16 protein-coding genes are annotated in these 18,527 nt (G+C 73.4%); 2 read left to right on the top strand and 14 right to left on the bottom strand.

Annotated elements, in window-relative coordinates; translation table 11 throughout:
- Positions 1 to 47: 47 nt before the first annotated feature.
- The 9 genes from ACIRB7_RS20650 to infC form a co-directional block, all read right to left on the bottom strand.
- Positions 48 to 1,385, bottom strand: coding sequence for a transcriptional regulator (locus ACIRB7_RS20650; RefSeq protein WP_403600464.1), 1,338 nt, complete (start codon positions 1,383 to 1,385; stop codon positions 48 to 50).
- A gap of 259 nt (positions 1,386 to 1,644) precedes the next feature.
- Complete coding sequence (locus ACIRB7_RS20655; RefSeq protein WP_403600467.1) at positions 1,645 to 2,712, bottom strand: PP2C family protein-serine/threonine phosphatase; 1,068 nt, start codon at positions 2,710 to 2,712, stop codon at positions 1,645 to 1,647.
- Between the two features lie 264 nt (positions 2,713 to 2,976).
- Positions 2,977 to 5,505: a phenylalanine--tRNA ligase subunit beta gene (pheT, locus tag ACIRB7_RS20660; protein WP_403600469.1), complete on the bottom strand. Its 2,529-nt coding sequence runs from the start codon at positions 5,503 to 5,505 to the stop codon at positions 2,977 to 2,979.
- Positions 5,505 to 6,632, bottom strand: coding sequence for a phenylalanine--tRNA ligase subunit alpha (gene pheS / locus ACIRB7_RS20665; RefSeq protein ID WP_351220719.1), 1,128 nt, complete (start codon positions 6,630 to 6,632; stop codon positions 5,505 to 5,507). Before pheS ends, pheT begins: the two co-directional genes overlap by 1 nt.
- A gap of 144 nt (positions 6,633 to 6,776) precedes the next feature.
- Positions 6,777 to 7,949, bottom strand: coding sequence for an ATP-binding protein (locus ACIRB7_RS20670; RefSeq protein WP_403600473.1), 1,173 nt, complete (start codon positions 7,947 to 7,949; stop codon positions 6,777 to 6,779).
- 81 nt (positions 7,950 to 8,030) lie between these two features.
- Positions 8,031 to 8,870 (bottom strand): TrmH family RNA methyltransferase, encoded by an 840-nt coding sequence (locus tag ACIRB7_RS20675; protein WP_403600476.1) that lies wholly within the window; start codon positions 8,868 to 8,870, stop codon positions 8,031 to 8,033.
- 113 nt (positions 8,871 to 8,983) lie between these two features.
- Positions 8,984 to 9,370: a 50S ribosomal protein L20 gene (gene rplT, locus ACIRB7_RS20680; RefSeq protein ID WP_351220722.1), complete on the bottom strand. Its 387-nt coding sequence runs from the start codon at positions 9,368 to 9,370 to the stop codon at positions 8,984 to 8,986.
- 106 nt (positions 9,371 to 9,476) lie between these two features.
- Positions 9,477 to 9,671 carry a 50S ribosomal protein L35 gene (rpmI, locus tag ACIRB7_RS20685; RefSeq protein WP_024760685.1) on the bottom strand — a complete coding sequence of 65 codons (195 nt, stop codon included), beginning with the start codon at positions 9,669 to 9,671 and terminating at the stop codon, positions 9,477 to 9,479.
- Positions 9,672 to 9,794: 123 nt separating this feature from the next.
- Positions 9,795 to 10,574 carry a translation initiation factor IF-3 gene (infC, locus tag ACIRB7_RS20690; RefSeq protein WP_403601033.1) on the bottom strand — a complete coding sequence of 260 codons (780 nt, stop codon included), beginning with the start codon at positions 10,572 to 10,574 and terminating at the stop codon, positions 9,795 to 9,797.
- A 272-nt stretch (positions 10,575 to 10,846) separates the two neighbouring features.
- On the opposite strand from infC, the gene ACIRB7_RS20695 reads away from it, so the two are divergent.
- Positions 10,847 to 11,233 carry a DUF1844 domain-containing protein gene (locus ACIRB7_RS20695; protein ID WP_403600481.1) on the top strand — a complete coding sequence of 129 codons (387 nt, stop codon included), beginning with the start codon at positions 10,847 to 10,849 and terminating at the stop codon, positions 11,231 to 11,233.
- Between the two features lie 47 nt (positions 11,234 to 11,280).
- On the opposite strand, the gene ACIRB7_RS20700 is transcribed toward ACIRB7_RS20695, so the two are convergent.
- Genes ACIRB7_RS20700 through ACIRB7_RS20710 form a run of 3 tightly spaced genes read right to left on the bottom strand, consistent with a single transcriptional unit; the run spans position 11,281 to position 14,102 of the window.
- On the bottom strand, positions 11,281 to 12,012 hold the full coding sequence (locus tag ACIRB7_RS20700) for an SseB family protein (RefSeq protein ID WP_403600483.1): 732 nt from the start codon (positions 12,010 to 12,012) through the stop codon (positions 11,281 to 11,283).
- A 51-nt stretch (positions 12,013 to 12,063) separates the two neighbouring features.
- On the bottom strand, positions 12,064 to 13,242 hold the full coding sequence (mycP, locus tag ACIRB7_RS20705; protein WP_403600486.1) for a type VII secretion-associated serine protease mycosin: 1,179 nt from the start codon (positions 13,240 to 13,242) through the stop codon (positions 12,064 to 12,066).
- Positions 13,239 to 14,102: a hypothetical protein gene (locus ACIRB7_RS20710; RefSeq protein WP_403600489.1), complete on the bottom strand. Its 864-nt coding sequence runs from the start codon at positions 14,100 to 14,102 to the stop codon at positions 13,239 to 13,241. Before ACIRB7_RS20710 ends, mycP begins: the two co-directional genes overlap by 4 nt.
- Before the next feature lie 994 nt (positions 14,103 to 15,096).
- Between ACIRB7_RS20710 and ACIRB7_RS20715 the strand changes: the two genes are divergently transcribed.
- Positions 15,097 to 16,299: an amino acid deaminase/aldolase gene (locus ACIRB7_RS20715; RefSeq protein WP_403600492.1), complete on the top strand. Its 1,203-nt coding sequence runs from the start codon at positions 15,097 to 15,099 to the stop codon at positions 16,297 to 16,299.
- A 67-nt stretch (positions 16,300 to 16,366) separates the two neighbouring features.
- Here the strand turns inward: ACIRB7_RS20715 and ACIRB7_RS20720 are convergent, their stop codons facing one another.
- Both ACIRB7_RS20720 and ACIRB7_RS20725 read right to left on the bottom strand, forming a co-directional pair.
- The gene (locus tag ACIRB7_RS20720; RefSeq protein WP_403600495.1) at positions 16,367 to 17,149 is read right to left on the bottom strand and encodes a 3-oxoacyl-ACP reductase; all 783 of its coding nucleotides are present in this window, start codon (positions 17,147 to 17,149) and stop codon (positions 16,367 to 16,369) included.
- Positions 17,146 to 18,510, bottom strand: coding sequence for an aldehyde dehydrogenase family protein (locus tag ACIRB7_RS20725; RefSeq protein ID WP_403600498.1), 1,365 nt, complete (start codon positions 18,508 to 18,510; stop codon positions 17,146 to 17,148). Before ACIRB7_RS20725 ends, ACIRB7_RS20720 begins: the two co-directional genes overlap by 4 nt.
- Between the last annotated feature and the right edge of the window lie 17 nt (positions 18,511 to 18,527).

An 18,527-nucleotide genomic window follows, 5' to 3' on the forward strand; every position in this document is an offset into this window, starting at 1 on the left:
CGACTGGTCGGTGCTTGTTTGGTGGCAATATCGCAGCAGTTCGGTGCCTAGAGGGGAACGCGTAGGGCTCCGTCGATGAGAGCCGCCGCCTCCCGGGCATCGCCACCGCCGCTCGCGAGGAGATGCTCCCGCACCTGCCGCAGCCGGTCCCGCAGCCGCCGCGACTCCATCCCCCGCGCCCGCTCGGTCATCTCCACGGCCGTACGCGCCGCCCCGTCGGCCTCCCCCTGCCGCAGCTCGATCTGGCACAGCATGGCGAGCCGGTGCACCCGGCCCCGGTCGTGCGAGGGCGTCCCCACCGCCATCGACGCGTGCTCGTGGGCCGCGGTGAGATCACCCAGACTGAGCAGGGCCTCGGCGACCTGCACGTTGACGAACCCCGGCTGGACATAGCCCGTCTCGGCCGGCTCGTCCCCCGGACGGATCCGCTCCGCCGCCGCCTCGGCCCGCCCGATACAGGCCAACGCCGCTGCCCCGTCACCCAGATGCGCGTACGCCTTCGCCTGCATCGCCGTCAGGTCGGCCGCGAGCGCCGGGGTGATCTGCCGCCCCGCCGCCCGCAGCGCCGCCTCCGCGAACGCCACCGCCTGCCGGTACTCCCCCATGAACAGCGACTGGTTGACGAGGAGCGCGATCACATAGGCCCCGAGCCCCCGGTCCCCGCTCGCCTTCGCGAGCCGCAGCGCCTGGTGGAAGTAGCGCTGGGCGAGACCGTGCGCGTCCGCGTCGTACGCGCAGATGCCCGCCACCGCCACGAGCCCTCCGGTGGCGCGGTGCAACCGGCGTCCGAGGGCGTCGCTGTACGAGCCCCGCAGCAGCGGCGCCGTCTCGGTGGTGAGGAAGCCGACGATCCGGGCGCGGGTCGCGATGCCCCCGGCCTTGCGGTACATCTGCTCGTAATGGGAGCGGGCCGAGCTCAGCACGGTGATGTCGGCGGACGAGACCGCGGTCCGGCCGGTACGGGAGACGTCCATGTCCTCCGGCGGGTTCTCCCACTCCCACACCGGCATCACCGCCGGGGTACCGGTCACGGCCGACGCGCCGACTATGTGCGGCCGCTGCTGCTCGTCGGAGCGCCACAGGGCGGCCGCCCGCTCCACGAACCCGGAGAGTGGCGAACCGGCGGGCAGCGGCCCGTCCGGTACGCCGAACCCGATGTCGTCCAGGGTCACCTGCCGGTGCAGCCGCGCGGCGAGCACCTCGCAGATCAGGTCCGGCACCTGGCCGCGCGGCCGCTGACCCTTCAACCAGCGCGCCACGGCGGTGTGTTCGTACCGCAGCACGAGACCCCTGGCCCGGCCGGCCCGGTTCACATGGGCGGCAAGGCCGGCATTGGAGACGCCCGCTTCGTCGAGCAGGGCGTCGAGCAAGGTGTTGGGCTGCATGACCGCTCCGGTCGATCGGTGAACTCAGCGTAGCGGTGGCCGATTTCGCACGGGGTGTGAACCAAGTACCCGTTCTTCCCGTCCGCGTACTCTGCCGCACTCGTCCCCGTACCGGTTGACTGTGCTTCTCGCCGCAAGGCGACGACCGGGCCGCCGGCTCCCCCCTCAACAGTGCGGCCGCCCGGTCCGCGTCGCCCGCCCCGCTGATCTGCCCGACACTCCGTGGCGGGGCGGGCGGCGCCGGCCCCCGCCCCTCCACTCAGCAGTGGGAGGAGGGGGCGGGCCGGGGGCGGCGCAGCCCGGGTTCGGCGGGCTGCGCCGGAACCCGGACACGGTCGTTCCGTACGACGAGCAGCGCGACGTCGTCGGCCAGTCGGCTGCCCGTGTGGTGCAGCAGGGCCGTGTGGACGCGGCGGACGAGAGCCGCGGGCGCCTCACCCGGCACCCCGGAGAGCGCGGTGTCGAGCGCGAAGAACCTCCCCCGGTGGTCCCTGGCCTCCTCGGCGCCGTCGGTGTGCAGCACCAGCGTCTCGCCGGGCAGCAGCCGGGCCGCCGTGTACGGCGCGAGCGCGACGGGCAGGGGCAGGACTCCCAGCGGGGGAAGCGGGTCGCCGACCGGCAGCCGCTCCGCCACCGGGCCGAGGCGGTACGGGCCGGGGTGACCGCAGTTGAGGACGGCGAGCCGCCCGTCGGATGCGACCTCCAGGAGCAGCAGGGTCACGAACTCCTCCGCCGCCGGATGCTCGGGATCCTTCCCGGTCCGCGCCGGGTGCTCGTCCCGCGCCCGCTCCCTCAGGTGCCGTTCGAGGGCCCGCTCAAGGCGTCGCAGCACCCCGCCGAGTTCGGGCTCGTCGTGGGCGGCCTCGCGGAAACTGCCGAGGACGGCCACCACCGCGCCGAGCGCCGCGAGACCGTGACCCCGGACGTCCCCGATGACGATCCGCACCCCGTAGGGGGTGGCCACCGCCTCGTACAGGTCCCCGCCGACCGACGCTCCCCGGGTGGCCGACAACTGCCCCGCGGCCAGCGCGAGGCCGTCGAGCCGGGAGGGCGGTGGGCGGAGCAGCACCTGCTGGGTGGCGGCGGCGACGGCCCGCACCCGCGCCAGCTCGCGCACGAGACCGCGCCGGATGCCGAGCACCAGGCCGATACCGGCGGTGAGGAAGACGACGCTGGTGGCGATCCTCATCGGCAGTCCCGGCTGCCGGGCCAGCGGACAGCCGAACTTCCACGCCACGGCCACCGCACCCCACGCGGTGGGAAGAGCGAGCGGGGCCAGCCGGCGGAGCCGGGACCCAGCGGAGAGCAACGACCTCGTACGGATCATGCACGGCCCTTCCCGAGCCCCGACAGCGCCCGAAGGCCCTGCTGCACACAGGTCCGCCCCTGCGGCCGCGTCGATTCTGCCGACCGCGCCACCCACCGGGGAACACCCCCCGACGATCTCACCCGAAGGAGTGAGCGCCCCCGGCGCGCCGCCCTTCGCCATGGCCTCGCCACGCGTACGTGCGGCCGGATCCCGGTCGCACGTACGCGGCGGAGGGCCGCCCCGGGAATCCCGGGGCGGCCCTCCTGGTGTCGTGCTCGCGGGTCAGGCGCCGCGCAGGACGGCGCCCGTGCGGTCGGCGGCCAGGGCCACCGCCGCGTCGCGGGCCGCGGTGGCCTCGTCGACCGTGAGGGTGCGGTCCGTGGCGCGGAACCTCAGGGCGTACGCCAGGGACTTGGTGCCCTCGCCGAGCTGGTCGCCGGTGTAGACGTCGAACAGCCGGATGGACTCCAGGAGTTCGCCGGCACCCTGCCGCAGGGCGGCCTCGACCTCGGCGGCCGGGACGCCGTCGGCCACGACCAGGGCGACGTCCTGGGTGGCGACCGGGAAGGAGGAGATCCGGGGAGCCCTGAGCGGGCCCTCGTTCGCCTTCTCGAGCAGGGTCAGGTCGATCTCCATGGCGCAGCTGCGGGCCGGGAGACCGAACGCCTTCACCACGCGCGGGTGGAGTTCGCCGGCGTGGCCGACGAGGATCTTCTCGCCGTCCACCTCGACGTGGAACGCGGCGCAGCGGCCCGGGTGCCACGGGGCGTGCTGGTCGGCGCTGATGATCAGCTCGACCCCGGCCTCGGCGGCCACGGTCCGGCCGGCCTCGACCGCGTCCGCCCAGTCGGACGGACGGCCCTTGCCCCACCAGCCGGCCTGCTCGCGCGCCCCGGCGAGGACGACGGCGGCGCGGAGCGGCTGCGCGGGCAGCGCGGCGTTGACCTCGGCGATCTCCTCGGCGGTGGGGCGGCGGTCGACGGGCAGCCGGACGGCGACGCCGGGCTGTCCCTCGGGCCGGAAGACCAGACCGGTCTCGAAGAGCGCCAGGTCGTGGCTGCCACGGCTGTCGTTACGACGGAGCGCGCCCAGGAGGCCGGGGAGCAGCGTCGTACGGAGCGCGGGCTCCTCGTCCGAGAGCGGGTTGACCAGCTTCACGAGCCGACGACGTGCGTCGTCGGCGTCGAGACCGAGGTGGTCGAGCGCCTGCTCCCCGATGAACGGGTAGTTCAGCGCCTCGACGTAGCCGGCGCCGGCCAGGGCGCGGCCCACCCGGCGGTGGACGCGCTGGCGCTCGGTGAGCCCGCGGCCGGCCGGGGGCTTCGGCAGCGTGGAGGGCAGGTTCTCGTAGCCCTCCAGGCGGATGACCTCTTCGGCGAGGTCGTTCGGCTCGGCGAGGTCGGGGCGCCACGAGGGCACGGTGACGACGAGCTCGTCCTGGCCGTAGACGTCGCAGCCGACCTCCTGGAGGCGGCGGACGACGGTCTCACGGCCGTAGTCGACGCCCGCGACCTTGTCCGGGTGGTTCGCCGGCAGGGTGATCGTGCGCGGCGCGGACGGGGCGCTGACCTCGGTGACGCCGGCCTCGGCCGTGCCGCCCGCGAGCAGCACGAGCAGGTCGACGGTGCGCTGCGCGGCAGCGGCGGCGGCCTGCGGGTCGACGCCGCGCTCGAAGCGCTTGGACGCCTCGGAGGACAGCTTGTGGCGGCGCGCCGTGCGGGCGATCGAGATCGCGTCGAAGTGCGCCGCCTCGATGACGACCTCGGTGGTGCCGGTGACGACGCCGGTCTCCGGGTCGGTGACCGGGTCGGCGATCTCGGTGTTGACGCCGCCCATGACGCCCGCGATGCCGATCGGGCCGCGGTTGTCGGTGATGACCAGGTCCGCGGCGTCCAGGACGCGCGCGGTGCCGTCGAGGGTGGTGATCTTCTCGCCGGCCTCGGCGCGGCGGACCCCGATGGGGCCGTCGAGCCGGCTGCGGTCGTAGGCGTGCAGCGGCTGGCCGAGCTCCAGCATCACGTAGTTCGTGACGTCGACGGCCAGCGAGATCGGGCGCATGCCGGCCTTCTGAAGGCGGCGTTGGAGCCAGATCGGCGAGCGGGCCTCGGGGTCGAGACCGACGACGGTGCGGGCGGTGAAGCGGTCGCAGCCGATGGGGTCGGTGATCTGGACCGGGTAGCCGTACGCGTTCGGCGCGGGCACGTCGAGGAGCGCCGGGTCGCGCAGCGGCAGGCCGTAGGCGGTGGCGGTCTCGCGGGCGACACCGCGCATCGAGAGGCAGTAGCCGCGGTCCGGGGTGACGGCGATGTCGAGGACCTCGTCGAACAGCTCCAGGAGGACCGTGGCGTCGGTGCCGATCTCGTGCTCCGGCGGCAGCACGATGATGCCGTGCGTACCGTCGTCGCCCATGCCGAGCTCGTCGCCGGAGCAGATCATGCCCCGGGAGACCCGGCCGTACGTCTGACGCTCGGCGATCCGGAAGTCACCGGGGAGCACGGCGCCGGGCAGGGCCACGACGACCTTGTCGCCCGCGGCGAAGTTCCGGGCGCCACAGATGATCTCCTGGGGCTCGCCGGTGCCGTTGGCCTGGCCGACGTCGACGGTGCAGAAGCGGATGGGCTTCTTGAACTCCGTCAGCTCCTCGATGGTGAGGACCTTGCCGACCACCAGCGGGCCGGTCAGGCCGGCGCCGAGCCGCTCGACGGACTCGACCTCGAGGCCGGCCGAGATGAGCTTGGCCTGGACGTCTCGGCCGGTCTGCGTCGCCGGCAGGTCGACGTACTCCCGCAGCCAGGAAAGCGGGACGCGCATCAGATCTCCATCCCGAACGGCCGGGTGAACCGGACGTCACCCTCGACCATGTCTCGCATGTCATCGACGTTGTGGCGGAACATCAGCATCCGCTCGATGCCGAACCCGAAGGCGAATCCGCTGTACTTCTCGGGGTCCACACCGCAGGCGACGAGCACCTTCGGGTTGACCATGCCGCAGCCGCCCAGCTCGATCCAGCCCTCGCTGCCGCAGGTGCGGCAGGGGCGGTCCGGGTTGCCGACGGACTCGCCGCGGCAGACGTAGCAGAGCATGTCCATCTCGGCGGACGGCTCGGTGAAGGGGAAGAAGTTCGGGCGGAGCCGGGTCTTCATGTCCGGGCCGAAGAGCGCCTGGACCATGTGGTCGAGGGTGCCCTTGAGGTCGGCCATGGTCAGGCCCTCGTCGACGGCGAGCAGCTCGATCTGGTGGAAGACCGGGGTGTGCGTGGCGTCGAGCTCGTCGGTGCGGTAGACGCGGCCGGGGCACACCACGTAGACCGGGGGCTCCCGGTCGATGAGGGTGCGGGCCTGGACCGGCGAGGTGTGCGTACGGAGCACGACACCGGACTCGTCGCCCGTGGTGCCTTCCGGGCCTTCGACGAAGAAGGTGTCCTGCATCTGGCGCGCCGGGTGGTCCGGGACGAAGTTGAGGGCGTCGAAGTTGAACCACTCCGCCTCGACCTCGGGACCTTCGGCGACCTCGTACCCCATGGAGACGAAGACGTCGGAGACACGCTCCATGAGCGTGGTCAGCGGGTGGCGGGCGCCGGCCGGGACGCGGTCGTACGGCAGGGTGACGTCGACGGCCTCCTCGACGAGGACGCGGGCGTCCCGGTCGGCCTCCAGCTCGGTCTGGCGGGCGGCGAGCGCCTTGGAGACGACGCCGCGGGCCTGGCCCACGAGCTTTCCGGCGGCGGCCTTGGCCTGCGGGGGCAGGGCGCCGATCTCCCGGTTGGCGAGCGCCAGCGGCGAGGTGCCACCGGTGTGCGCGGTCTTCGCCTGCGCGAGCGCGTCGAGGTCGCCCGCGGCGGCGAAGGCGGCGAGCGCCTCGTCCCGCATGCGCTCGATCTCTTCCGGTTTCAGTGCCTCGACCTCAACCGGGTCGTACGACTTATTGGGTGCGGACATCTCTTCCCGTGCTTCCGTTGGCTGGCTGGGCGGCCCCGCTCGACGTCAAGGGCGCAAACGTGCCAAAGGACGAGTCTAACGGGGTGAGGGGACGCGAATGAGCCCGTGGGCTGGCCGAACGGCTCCTGATCTCGTCTGGTCTCGTCAGATGAGATGGGCCGGGGTGCCGACGGGCAGGATAAATCGGAACTCGGCCCCGCCTCGGGGGCCCCTTCCGACGGTGATGGTGCCGCCGTGGGCCTCGACGACGCCCTTGACGATGTAGAGGCCGAGTCCGGTGCCGCCGCGTTTGCTGCCCCGCCAGAAGCGGGTGAAGACGCGGCTCATCGACTCCTCGGGGATACCGGGGCCCTCGTCGCTCACGGTGACCTCCGTCCCCTCTTCTCCGTCGTCGCCGGTTCTGGCGGGTGCCACCTCGATGGTGACGGTTCCGTCGCCGTGACGCACCGCATTTTCCAGGAGGTTCCCGAGGATCTGGTCGATCTTGTCGGGGTCGGCCCAGAGCGCGGGAAGACCGGGCCTGATCCGTACGAAGAAGCGGTCGGGGGACTGGCCGCCGGTGATGTGGACCTGGACGTGGCGGCCGATGGCGGCGGCGATGTCGACGGGCTGGCGGCGCACTTCGAGCCTCCCGGAGTCGATCCGGGAGATGTCGAGGAGTTCGGCGATGAGCCGCTTGATGCGGCCGGCGTCGGCGTCGACGGTCTCCAGCATCAGCCGCTTCTGCTCGTCGTTGAACCGCTCCCATTTGGTCAGGAGGGTGGCGGTGAAGCCCTTGACGGAGGTGAGCGGGGAGCGCAGTTCGTGGGCGACGGTGGCGATGAGCTCGGCGTGGCTGCGCTCGGTGCGGCGGCGTGCCTCGGTGCCGCGCAGCGAGACGACGACCCGGCGGACCGGTCCCGTGGGGTGCTCACGGACGTACCGGGCGGAGACGAGGACCTCGCGGCCGCCGGGCAGCAGCAGGTTGCGCTCGGGCTGGCCGCGGCGGATGGCGAGTCCGCCGTACGGATCGGTCAGGGTCCACCAGCGGCGTCCCTTGAGGTCTTCGAGGGGCAGCGCCTGGTCGAGGGGGAGGCCGAGGGCGCGGCCACCGGGGACGGCGGTGATACGGCTGGCGGCGGCGTTGAAGCAGATGACCCGGCCGGTCCGGTCGGCGACGACGAGGCCGTCGGGCAGGTCGTCGGGGTGGATCCCGACGAATCCGTCGCTCTCGGCGGGAGTCTCGCTCCCGGCGGGACCGGTCGGGTCCTGTGGCTCCGGGGCGTGCGGCGGTGCGGTGCTCCGTGCCTGTGTGGGTCTGTCCGTACCGACCGTCATCCCCGCTCCCCACCCCTCCGTGTAGCGCAGTGGGCCCCCGAGTGCGTCACTCTACTGGGCGGGGAGGGCGGAATGGCCCCTTCAGGACGAGCTTCGGGGGCGCTGGGCGCGGGCGGAGGCGTACAGGCAGACCGCGGCGGCCGTGGCGAGGTTGAGGCTCTCGGCCTTGCCGTGGATGGGTACGCGGACGACGGCGTCGGCGAGGGCCCGGGTCTCCTCGGGCAGCCCCCAGGCCTCGTTGCCGAAGATCCAGGCGGTGGGGCCGCCCATGGTGCCGGCGTCCAGCTCGGCGTCGAGGTCGTCCTGCCCGGCCCCGTCGGCGGCGAGGATCCGTACGCCCGCGCCCTTCAGTCCCGCGACCGCCTGCTCGACGGGGACGCCGACGGCGACCGGCAGGTGGAAGAGGGAGCCGACGGAGGCGCGTACGGACTTGGGGTTGTAGAGGTCGACGGAGGCGTCGGTGAGGACGACGGCGTCGGCGCCGGCCGCGTCGGCGCAGCGCAGCACGGTGCCGGCGTTCCCGGGATCGCGTACGTGGGCGAGGACGGCGACCAGTTTGGGCCGGGCCGCGACGATCTCCTCGAACGGCGAGTCCAGGAACCGACAGACGCCGACGATCCCCTGCGGGGTCACCGTCTGGGACACCTCGGCGAGGACGGCGTCGGAGGCGTGGTGGACGCGGGCGCCGGCGGCGAGGGCGGCCTCGATGATCGGGGCGTAGCGCTCGGCGGCCTCGACGGTGGTGAAGAGCTCGACGAGCGTCGGCTCACCGGTGGAGCCGCGGTGCTCGACGGCCTCGCGGACGGCCTGCGGGCCCTCGGCGATGAAGAGGCGGTCCTTGCCCCGGAAGTTGCGCTTGGCGAGCCGCCGGGCGGCGACGACGCGCGGGGAACGCGGGGAGATCAGCTCGGGGGTGACCATGAGGTGCGGCGGTTCTCTCTTCGGGGCCGGGGGCGGGCCGGGGGCTTACGCACCCGGACCCGCAGGCGCGAGCGCGCCTGCGGGTCCGGGCAGAGGTACTGCGGCCTGGAAGATCAGGCAGCGGCCTTCGGGGCGTTGACGTCGGCCGGCAGAGCCTTCTGCGCGACCTCGACCAGCGCGGCGAACGCGTTCGGGTCGTTGACGGCCAGCTCGGCGAGGATCTTGCGGTCCACCTCGATGTTGGCGGCGTTCAGACCCTGGATGAGGCGGTTGTACGTCATGCCGTTCTCACGGGCAGCGGCGTTGATGCGCTGGATCCAGAGACGGCGGAAGTCGCCCTTGCGCTTCTTGCGGTCGTTGTAGTTGTAGACCAGCGAGTGGGTGACCTGCTCCTTGGCCTTGCGGTACAGGCGCGAACGCTGACCGCGGTAGCCCTTGGCCGCCTCGAGGATCGCCCGGCGCTTCTTGTGGGCGTTGACTGCCCGCTTGACGCGTGCCACTTGTTAACTCCTTGTAGCGGGGTCGTGGTTGGACTCACACGACCCGAAAAACGAATGGGTCCCGGACTTGGCCGGTAGCCCCCGTCGCCGGGGGCGGGTGATCAGATCAGATGCCCAGCATCTTCTTGATCTTGGCCGCGTCGCCCGGGGCCATCTCGGCGTTGCCGGTGAGGCGACGCGTCAGCTTGGACGACTTGTGCTCGAGCAGGTGGCGCTTGCCGGCGCGCTCGCGCATGATCTTGCCGGTGCCGGTGACCTTGAAGCGCTTCTTGGCACCGGAGTGCGTCTTGTTCTTCGGCATCGCGCCGTATCTCCTCGTCAGTGGCGCTCCCCCCGGTATGGGCACCGGACTTCCGGGAGCGTCAATTCTTCGTCTGGTGGGTCCGGGCGGGGCCCGGGGCTGCCTGGGTGGCAGCCCGTCGGGTCACGCCTCGGGGTTCTCGGCCGGAGCGTCGGCCTCGGCGACCGGGGCCTCGGCGACCGGAGCCTCGGCCTCGGGGGCCTGAGCCTCGTCGGCCTGAGCCTCGGGCGTCTCCTCGGCGGTGACGCCCTGGCGCTCGGCCTTGCGTGCGGCCTGGGCCTCACGCGCCTCGGCCATGGCCTCGGTCTTCTTCTTGTGCGGGCCGAGAACCATGATCATGTTCCGGCCGTCCTGCTTCGGGTTGGACTCGATGAAGCCAAGCTCCTCGACGTCCGACGCCAGCCGCTGCAGCAGCCGGAAACCAAGCTCGGGACGAGACTGCTCACGACCACGGAACATGATCGTGATCTTGACCTTGTCACCCTGCTTGAGGAACCGGACGACGTGACCCTTCTTGGTGTCATAGTCGTGCGGGTCGATCTTCGGCCGGAGCTTCATCTCCTTGATGACCGTGTGCGCCTGGTTCTTGCGCGCCTCACGGGCCTTCATGGCCGACTCGTACTTGAACTTCCCGTAATCCATGAGCTTGCACACGGGCGGACGGGCGGTCGCCGCGACCTCGACGAGGTCGAGGTCGTACTCCTGTGCGAGCTCCAGGGCCTTGGCAAGCGGAACAATCCCGACCTGCTCGCCGCTGGGTCCGACAAGTCGCACCTCGGGAACGCGAATCCTGTCGTTGATGCGGGGCTCGGCGCTGATGGATCCTCCTAGGTAGCACCACGCGACCGCCTGGCGGACGGACGCGCAACGTCTGTTTCTGTGAGACCAACCGAGCCGGAACATGAAAAACGCCCCGGACGGGACACAGGCGGGGCTCCAGGGAAATACCGGAACACCGCCGCGGTCAACCGCGGGGCGCACATCGGGCGGCTCCATCGTCCGTACGGAACGATGGTCGCCACCTGACCGGTGACCCGCCACCCGCGAGGGTGGTCAGGTGGGAAGTCGGAGCCTCCACTTGTGGGCCGGGCACACAGGTGTCCGGCCGGTCGTTACACAAGGTTAGCAGGACCCGGCGGTCTCCGCTAACCGAGGACCGGCATATCGTATGAGCCATGAGCGAGACGCCCCAGAACGAGTCCGCGGACTCCCCGGACTCCCCCGATTCTCCCGACTTCGACGCCATGACCCGCGACATCGCGGAGGTCCCCGCGGTCGAGGTGATCGTGACCGTCGCCGTCAACCTGATGAGCGCCGCCGCGGTGAAGCTCGGGCTCACCGAGGAGGGCGACAAGTACAAGGACCTCGACGAGGCCCGCAAGCTGGTGCACGCGCTCGCGGGCCTGCTCGACGCCGGCGCGACGGAGGTCTCCTCCTTCCACGCGGCTCCCCTGCGGGACGGCCTGAAGTCCCTCCAGCTCGCCTTCCGCGAGGCGTCGGTCGTCCCGGACGAGCCGGGCCAGGGGCCGGGCGAGAAGTACACGGGGCCGGTGTACGGCTAGGGCCCAGGAAGAGCAGTCACGGGGCCCGGGTACGGCCAGGACTTCTCTTACAGCTTTACGTAGAAGGGCTCGCCCGGAGGCGTGGCCGAGGCCGGCAGGAGTGCCAGGTCGAGGCCCCGCACCAGGCGGGCCCTCAGTGTTTCGTCGGCGGCGAGGGCGCGGGCCACCCGCTGGGCGGTCTCCGCAGGAGAGGCGTCCCCGGCGAGGACCAGGGCGAGGGTGCCGTCGGCCGTGCCGGGGCCCAGGTGGGCGCGGAGCACCGCGGGCTCGGCGGCGACGGCGGCCCGTACCGCGTCCCGTACGGCGGGGTCGTCGAGCGGGTCGGCGCTGGTACGGCCCTCGGCCAGGGCCAGCAGGGCGGGGCCGGTCAGCTGGTACGGCACGGGGCCCGCGAGGTCGAGGACGACCGTGTCCGCCTTCTCGTGCGCGGCGGCCTGGAGCGCCTGGTGCAGCGGTACGGCGACGGGCCGGGCCTCCGGGTCCCACAGGGCGAGGGAGGCGATCGAGGTGAAGGCGGGCAGAGCGCGCCGGTCACCAGCCGTGAGGGTGGGGACGGCCATGTCGCTGGTCTTCTCGCGGCGCAGGCCGTTCTCGTCGGTCTCGACCTCGCCGAGGACGGCGACGACGGGGACGAGCAGCCGGGCGTTCCGCAGCGCGTCGAGGACCGGGCCGTGGGCGGTTCTGTCCTCCGCCCAGGCCGCGAGGGCCGCGGTGAGCCGCGGGTCGGCGGTGCCGTCGTCGTCGGAGAAACCGGGGTCCGGGATGTTCTTGAGCGCCACGGACCGAGCCTAACCGTCGCGCCGGGACGCGTGGCTGCCGGGCCCGAGGTCTTAGTGGGTCCGGTGGGCGCGGCGCAGGGCGACGGCCGTCAGGAGCAGCAGGGCGCCGAGTCCGCCCGCGAGGGGGGCGAGGAGGCCGATGGGGCGGCTCTCCTCGACGGCGGGGAGCGGGCCGGGGCCGAAGTACTGGCCCCGGTAGCCGCTGGTGGTGTTCTTGGGGTCGCCGGCCTTGAGCCGGGCGCCGGCCTCGATGGCGGCGGCCGGGTCGACCGTCCCGTACCCCTTGGCGTCGCTGCGGCCGCCCTTCGGCCGGTTGCGGGCGGTGTCGATGAGCAGTCGCTTGATCTGGGCCGGGGTGAGGTCGGGGTGGGCGGCGCGGACGAGGGCGACGGCTCCCGAGGCGAACGCGGCGGCTGCGCTGGTGCCCCAGCCCTCGTAGTAGCGGCGGTCGGGGTCGGCGATGGCGATGTCGACGCCGGGGGCGCTGACGGTGGCGTACCAGCGGCGGGTGGAGAAGGAGGCGTGGGTGCCGTAGCGGTCGACGGCGGTGACGGCGATGACGCCGGGGTACGCGGCGGGGTACGAGATGTGGTCGCCCTTCTCGCCGCCGTTGCCGGCGGAGGCGACGACGGAGACGCCCTTCGCGAGCGCGTACTGGACGGCGGCGTCCTCGCCCGCGTCGGGGTGGGCGGACTTGGAGTCGTCGCCGAGGGAGAGGTTGATGACGTCGGCGCCGTGGTCGGCGGCCCAGCGGATGCCTTCGGCGAGGGCGGTGCCTCGGGTCTTGCGGGCCTTGTCGCGGGCCTTGTCGGTGCCTTCGAGGATGACCCGTACGGGGAGGATCTTCGCCTCGGGGGCGATGCCGAGGACGCCGTCGTCGCCGTCGTATCCGTGGCCGTGTCCGGCGATGATGCCGGCCATGGCGGTGCCGTGCCGGGCCCAGGCGCGGTCGCCCCTGGACGCGCCGAAGCCGACGAGGTCGCGGCCCGGGAGGACCGAACCCTCGAGGTCCGGGTGCTCGGCGTCGACGCCGGTGTCGAGCACGGCGACCGTGATGCCCTCGCCCTTGGTGGTGCGCCAGGCCTCCGTGGTGTGGAGCGCTTCGAGGCCCCACTGGCGGGCCCGGATGGTGTCGGCGTACGCGGGCGTGGTGGTGGCGGGCAGGACGGAGAAGGCGGTGGCGAGGAGGAGGGCGGCGACGGTGCGGGTGGGGCGTTTGGGGCGAGTCATCGGGCGTTCTTCTCCTTCGCCGCCGCGGCGACCGTCGTGCGCAGCAGCCGCTCGAAGCGCACCGTGATGCCCTTGGCCTCGTGGCCGAGGCCGGACTGCGCGGTGGCGTCGGTACGGCCGGCGGCCATGGCCCGGTCGGCGGGCTGAGGGCTTGCGACGGCCCGGCCGTCGGCGAAGCCGGAGACGGCGGTGACGACGACGGGCAGGTCGGCGGGGGCGTTCAGCCACCAGCTGGCGCGCTGGCCGGCGCCGAAGCGGGCGGCGACGGTGCCGTCGCCGGAGAGCGCCGGGGGGACGTCCGCGCCGAGGCGGGTGGTGAGGCCGCCGCGCTCGCCGAGGGTGCGCTGGGCGGTGGCGTCGGCGCGGGTGAAGACGAGGCCGACGGTGATGACGCTGCTGGCGGTGGCGTCGGTGTACGTGGCGCGCAGGACGCGCTCGCAGCCGAGCGGACCGAGGGTGGCGAGCAGGCCCTTGGCGAGGACGGCGGGCGAGCAGGCGGCGTCCGGGGCGACGACGATCCGGGTCCAGGTGCGCGCGGAGGCGCCGGGGCCGGCGCCCGGGCCGGTGAGGGTGCGGGGGAAGAGGGTGTCGACGGGGGCGTTGTGCCAGAGGTCCATCGCCTCGGTGTACCCGGCGGGTTCGGCGGGCTTCCCGGGCTCGGCGGCGGCCAGCCACATCCCGGCGAGGGCGCCACCGATGAGCCCGACGCCGAGCACGGCGCAGACCACGACGGCGACCCGCCGCCCGGTACGCCGCTCGCGTACGGGCCGGAGACGGGTGGTGGTCTCACCGGGCGCTTGGGGCGGCAGGGCGCCGTGACCGAACGGGTCGGCGGGGGGCTGGGCGTACGGGCCGGCCATCGGGGCGTACCCAGCACTGCCCGCCGACCGGCCGGACCCCGGAGCCGAGGGACCGCGCACCGGCCGGGCCGGAACTCCGGACGGCGGAGCCCAGGGACGGGCTGCTGGAAGCGGAGGAGCCGCGGGCGCCGGAGCGTCCGGGCCTGGCGCAGGGCGGGACGACGTACCGGACGCCGAAGCGACCGGGCGGGTCGCCGGACGCGGCGGCGCAGAAGACGAAGCCTCAGGGCCCGGCGCAGGGCGGGACGACGTACCGGACGCCGAAGCGACCGGCCGGGTCGCCGGACGCGGCGGCGCAGAAGACGAAGCCTCAGGGCCCGGCGCAGGGCGGGACGACGTACCGGACGCCGAAGCGACCGGGCGGGTCGCCGGACGCGGCGGCGGCGCGGAGGGAGAAGCGCCCGGGGTCGACAGCGGGCGCGGCGGCGCCGGAGCCGGCCGGCCCGAGGCCTGGCTGGGGGCGGCCGAAGGGCCTGTGCCGGACGCCGTCCGTATCGGGGCCCCGGTGCCCGGGGTCGTCGGCGCTCCGGCCCCGTGCATCGGGCGCTCCGATGCCTCGGCCCTGGTCCCGGTCGGGCGCTCCGGCGCCTCGGACCCGGTCACGGTCGGCCGCACCGGCGCCTCGGACCCGGTCGGGCACCCCTGCGCCTCGGACCCCGTCACGGTCGGCCGCCCCTGCGCCTCGCCCCCCGTCGCCTGGCGCCCCGGCGCCGCCCCGCCCGCGTGCGCGGGCGCCGTCCGGGCGGTCCCCGGCGGCGGGTCGTTCGGGCGGATCGTTCGGAGGCGGGTGGTGGTTTCCGTCGGGGTCGGTTCGGGGGTGGGGGGCGTTGGGAGGAGGGCGTCCGTGATGCGGGAGGGCGTGGGGGGACGCTGCTCGCCGGTCATCCCCGTCCCCCCGCTCGTGTCGACAATGCCCGTCACTCTACGGGCTGTTCCCGCCGGCGCGGGAACAGAGGGGCTACCCACCCGTAAACCCGTCTGGCAAGCTCGGGCCATGACTCCCCGTGCCGCCGACCGGGCCCGTTACGACCGGGCCACCGCACATCTCGACGCTCCCTTGGCGGTCGTCGACCTGGAGGCGTTCGACGCCAACGCGGCGGACCTCGTGCGCCGGGCCGGGGGCAAGCCCGTGCGGGTGGCGAGCAAGTCCGTGCGGTGCCGGGCGCTCCTGGAGCGGGTGCTCGCGCGGGAGGGCTTCGCCGGGATCATGTCGTTCACGCTCGACGAGTCGCTGTGGCTGGCCCGCGCGGGGTTCGAGGACGTGCTCCTCGCCTATCCGTCGGCGGACCGTACCGGCTTCGCGGAGCTCGCGCGGGATCCGAAGCTCGCCGCCACCGTGACCGTGATGGTCGACGACGTGGCGCAGCTCGACCTGATCGACGCCGCTCGCGCCGGCGGGACGGAGGAGGTGCGGGTCTGCCTGGAGCTGGACACGGCGCTGCACCTGCTCGGCGGCCGGATACGGCTCGGGGCGCGCCGCTCGCCGCTGCGGGAGCCCGCCCAACTGGCCGAGCTGGCCCGCTCGGTGGCGCGGCGCCCCGGGTTCCGCCTGGTCGGGATCATGGCGTACGAGGGGCATGTCGCGGGCGTCGGCGACGCGGTCGCGGGACACCCGCTGCGCTCACGGGCGATCCGGCTGATGCAGGCGGCGGCCCGCAGGGAGCTGGTGGAGCGCAGGGCGGCCGTGGTGCGGGCCGTGCGGGCGGTGGCGCCGGACCTGGAGTTCGTGAACGGTGGCGGCACCGGCAGCGTGCAGCACACGGCCGCCGAGGACGCGGTGACGGAGATCGCCGCGGGTTCGGGACTGTTCGTGCCGCGGCTCTTCGACAACTACACCTCGTTCAGCGGGCGGCCCGCCGCGCTCTTCGCACAGCCCGTCGTCCGCCGTCCGGGCGTCGGGGTGGTGACCGTCCTCGGGGGCGGATACCCGGCGTCCGGGGCGGCGGGCCGGGACCGGCTGCCGGTGCCGTATCTGCCGGAGGGGCTGCGGTACGACCCGCAGGAGGGCCCCGGCGAGGTGCAGACGCCGCTGCTCGGCTCGCCGGCCGACGATCTGCGGATCGGCGACAAGGTGTGGTTCCGGCACGCGAAGGCCGGTGAGTTGTGCGAGCGGTTCGAGAGTCTTCAGCTGATCGAGGGTGATCGGATCACGGCGACGGTGCCGACGTATCGGGGCGAGGGCCGGACCTTCCTCTGAGGTCGTTGGCGGGCTCCGGTCTGCGGCTCCTGTAGCCGGGCGCCTCACGGCGCCCGGCCGCGGCGGGTTAGAGCGGCGTCACGTACGCGCCCGCGATGCCCCCGTCGACCAGGAAGTCGCTGGCGTTGACGAAGGAGGAGTCGTCGCTCGCGAGGAAGGCGACGGCGGCGGCGATCTCGTCGGCCTCGGCGAAGCGGCCGACCGGGATGTGGACGAGGCGGCGCGCGGCCCGCTCGGGGTCCTTGGCGAACAGCTCCTGGAGCAGCGGGGTGTTGACGGGCCCGGGGCAGAGGGCGTTGACGCGGATGCCCTCGCGGGCGAACTGGACGCCCAGTTCGCGGGACATGGCGAGGACGCCGCCCTTGGAGGCGGTGTAGGAGATCTGGCTGGTGGCCGCGCCCATGATCGCCACGAAGGACGCGGTGTTGATGATGGAGCCCTTGCCCTGGCGGCGCATGTAGGGCAGCGCGGCCTTGCAGCAGAGGTAGACGGAGGTCAGGTTGACGTCCTGGACGCGCTTCCAGGCCTCCAGGCCGGTCTCCAGGATGGAGTCGTCGTCGGGGGGCGAGATACCCGCGTTGTTGAAGGCGATGTCGACGGAGCCGTAGGTGTCGAAGGCGGTCTTGAACAGCGCCTCGACCTCCTCCGGGTCGGTGACGTCGACCTTCACGAAGGTGCCGCCGACCTCCTCCGCGGCGGCCTTGCCGGCCTCCTCGTCGATGTCGCCGCAGACGACGTTGGCGCCCTCGGAGGCCAGGCGGCGGGCGGTGGCGAGGCCGATGCCACTGCCGGCTCCGGTGATGACGGCGGTGCGGCCGACCAGGCGGCGGCAGATGATCTCGTTGCTCACAGTGCGGGGCCCTCCGTGCTGATGAAGACGTTCTTGGTTTCGGTGAAGGCGGTCAGGGCGTCGGGTCCCAGTTCGCGGCCGAGGCCGGACTGCTGGTAGCCGCCGAACGGCGTCCAGTAGCGGACGCTGGAGTGGGAGTTGACGGAGAGGTTGCCGGCCCGGACGGCCCGGGAGGCGCGCAGGGCGCGGCCGACGTCCCGGGTCCAGATCGAGCCGGACAGGCCGTACTCGGTGGCGTTGGCGAGGCGGATCGCGTCGGCCTCGTCGTCGAAGGGGAGGACGACGGCGACGGGTCCGAAGATCTCCTCGACGGCGCAGGGCGCGTCCTCGGGTACGCCGGTGAGGACGGTCGGCGGGAACCAGAAGCCGGGGCCTTCCGGGGCCTTGCCGCGGATGCCTTCGAGTCCGTCCGTGACGTAGGAGCGGACGCGGTCGAGCTGGGCGCGGGAGATGAGCGGGCCCATCTGGGTGCGCTCGTCTGCGGGGTCGCCGACGACGATCTCCTCGATCGCGGGGGTGAGGAGCTCCAGGAAGCGGTCGTACGCGCTCCGCTGGACGAGGATGCGGGTGCGGGCGCAGCAGTCCTGGCCGCTGTTGTCGAGGAAGGCCATGGGCGCCGCCGCGGCGGCCGCCTCGATGTCGGCGTCGGCGAAGACGATGTTGGGGCTCTTGCCGCCGAGTTCGAGGGTGACCCGCTTCACCTGGTCGGCGCATTTGGCCATGATCGACTTGCCGACCTTGGTGGAGCCGGTGAAGACGATCTTGGCGATGCCTGCGTGTTCGACGAGGGCGTTCCCGGCGACCGGGCCGGTGCCGGGCAGGACCTGGAAGAGACCTTCGGGCAGGCCCGCTTCCAGGGCGAGTTCGGCGAGGCGGAGCGCGGTGAGCGGGGTGGTCTCGGCGGGCTTGAGGATCACGGCGTTGCCGGCGGCGAGGGCGGGTGCGGTGGCCCAGGCTGCGATCGGCATGGGGAAGTTCCAGGGGGCGATGACGCCGACGACCCCGAGCGGTTCGAGGATCGTGATGTCCAGGCCGCCGGCCACCGGGATCTGGCGGCCGTTGAGGCGCTCCACTCCCCCGGCGGCGAAGTCGAGGAGGTCGCGGACGTTGCCGGCCTCCCAGCGGGCGTTGCCGATCGTGTGGCCGGCCTCGGTGACCTCCAGGCGGGCGAGTTCCTCGATGTGCTCGTCGACGACGGCGGCGTAGCGGCGGAGCAGCCGGGCCCGGTCGGCGGGCGCGGCGGCGGCCCAGCCGCGCTGGGCGGCGGCGGCCCGTGCGACGGCGGCGTCGACGTCGGCGGGGGTGGCGCCGGGGACGGTGGCGACCAGCTCCTCGGTCGCCGGGTTCAGTACCTGGAGCAACTCGTTCCTCTCAGAGG

Source organism: Streptomyces sp. NPDC093795, assembly GCF_044764665.1.
In the GTDB taxonomy this organism is placed as follows: domain Bacteria; phylum Actinomycetota; class Actinomycetes; order Streptomycetales; family Streptomycetaceae; genus Streptomyces.

Bases quoted from the DNA above. Each gene is read 5' to 3' on its own strand.
- ACIRB7_RS20650 (WP_403600464.1), bottom strand. From the start codon at position 1,385: ATGCAGCCCAACACCTTGCTCGACGCCCTGCTCGACGAAGCGGGCGTC.
- ACIRB7_RS20655 (WP_403600467.1), bottom strand. From the start codon at position 2,712: ATGATCCGTACGAGGTCGTTGCTCTCCGCTGGGTCCCGGCTCCGCCGG.
- pheT (WP_403600469.1), bottom strand. From the start codon at position 5,505: ATGCGCGTCCCGCTTTCCTGGCTGCGGGAGTACGTCGACCTGCCGGCG.
- pheS (WP_351220719.1), bottom strand. From the start codon at position 6,632: ATGTCCGCACCCAATAAGTCGTACGACCCGGTTGAGGTCGAGGCACTG.
- ACIRB7_RS20670 (WP_403600473.1), bottom strand. From the start codon at position 7,949: ATGACGGTCGGTACGGACAGACCCACACAGGCACGGAGCACCGCACCG.
- ACIRB7_RS20675 (WP_403600476.1), bottom strand. From the start codon at position 8,870: ATGGTCACCCCCGAGCTGATCTCCCCGCGTTCCCCGCGCGTCGTCGCC.
- rpmI (WP_024760685.1), bottom strand. From the start codon at position 9,671: ATGCCGAAGAACAAGACGCACTCCGGTGCCAAGAAGCGCTTCAAGGTC.
- infC (WP_403601033.1), bottom strand. From the start codon at position 10,574: ATGTTCCGGCTCGGTTGGTCTCACAGAAACAGACGTTGCGCGTCCGTC.
- ACIRB7_RS20695 (WP_403600481.1), top strand. From the start codon at position 10,847: ATGAGCGAGACGCCCCAGAACGAGTCCGCGGACTCCCCGGACTCCCCC.
- mycP (WP_403600486.1), bottom strand. From the start codon at position 13,242: ATGACTCGCCCCAAACGCCCCACCCGCACCGTCGCCGCCCTCCTCCTC.
- ACIRB7_RS20710 (WP_403600489.1), bottom strand. From the start codon at position 14,102: ATGGCCGGCCCGTACGCCCAGCCCCCCGCCGACCCGTTCGGTCACGGC.
- ACIRB7_RS20715 (WP_403600492.1), top strand. From the start codon at position 15,097: ATGACTCCCCGTGCCGCCGACCGGGCCCGTTACGACCGGGCCACCGCA.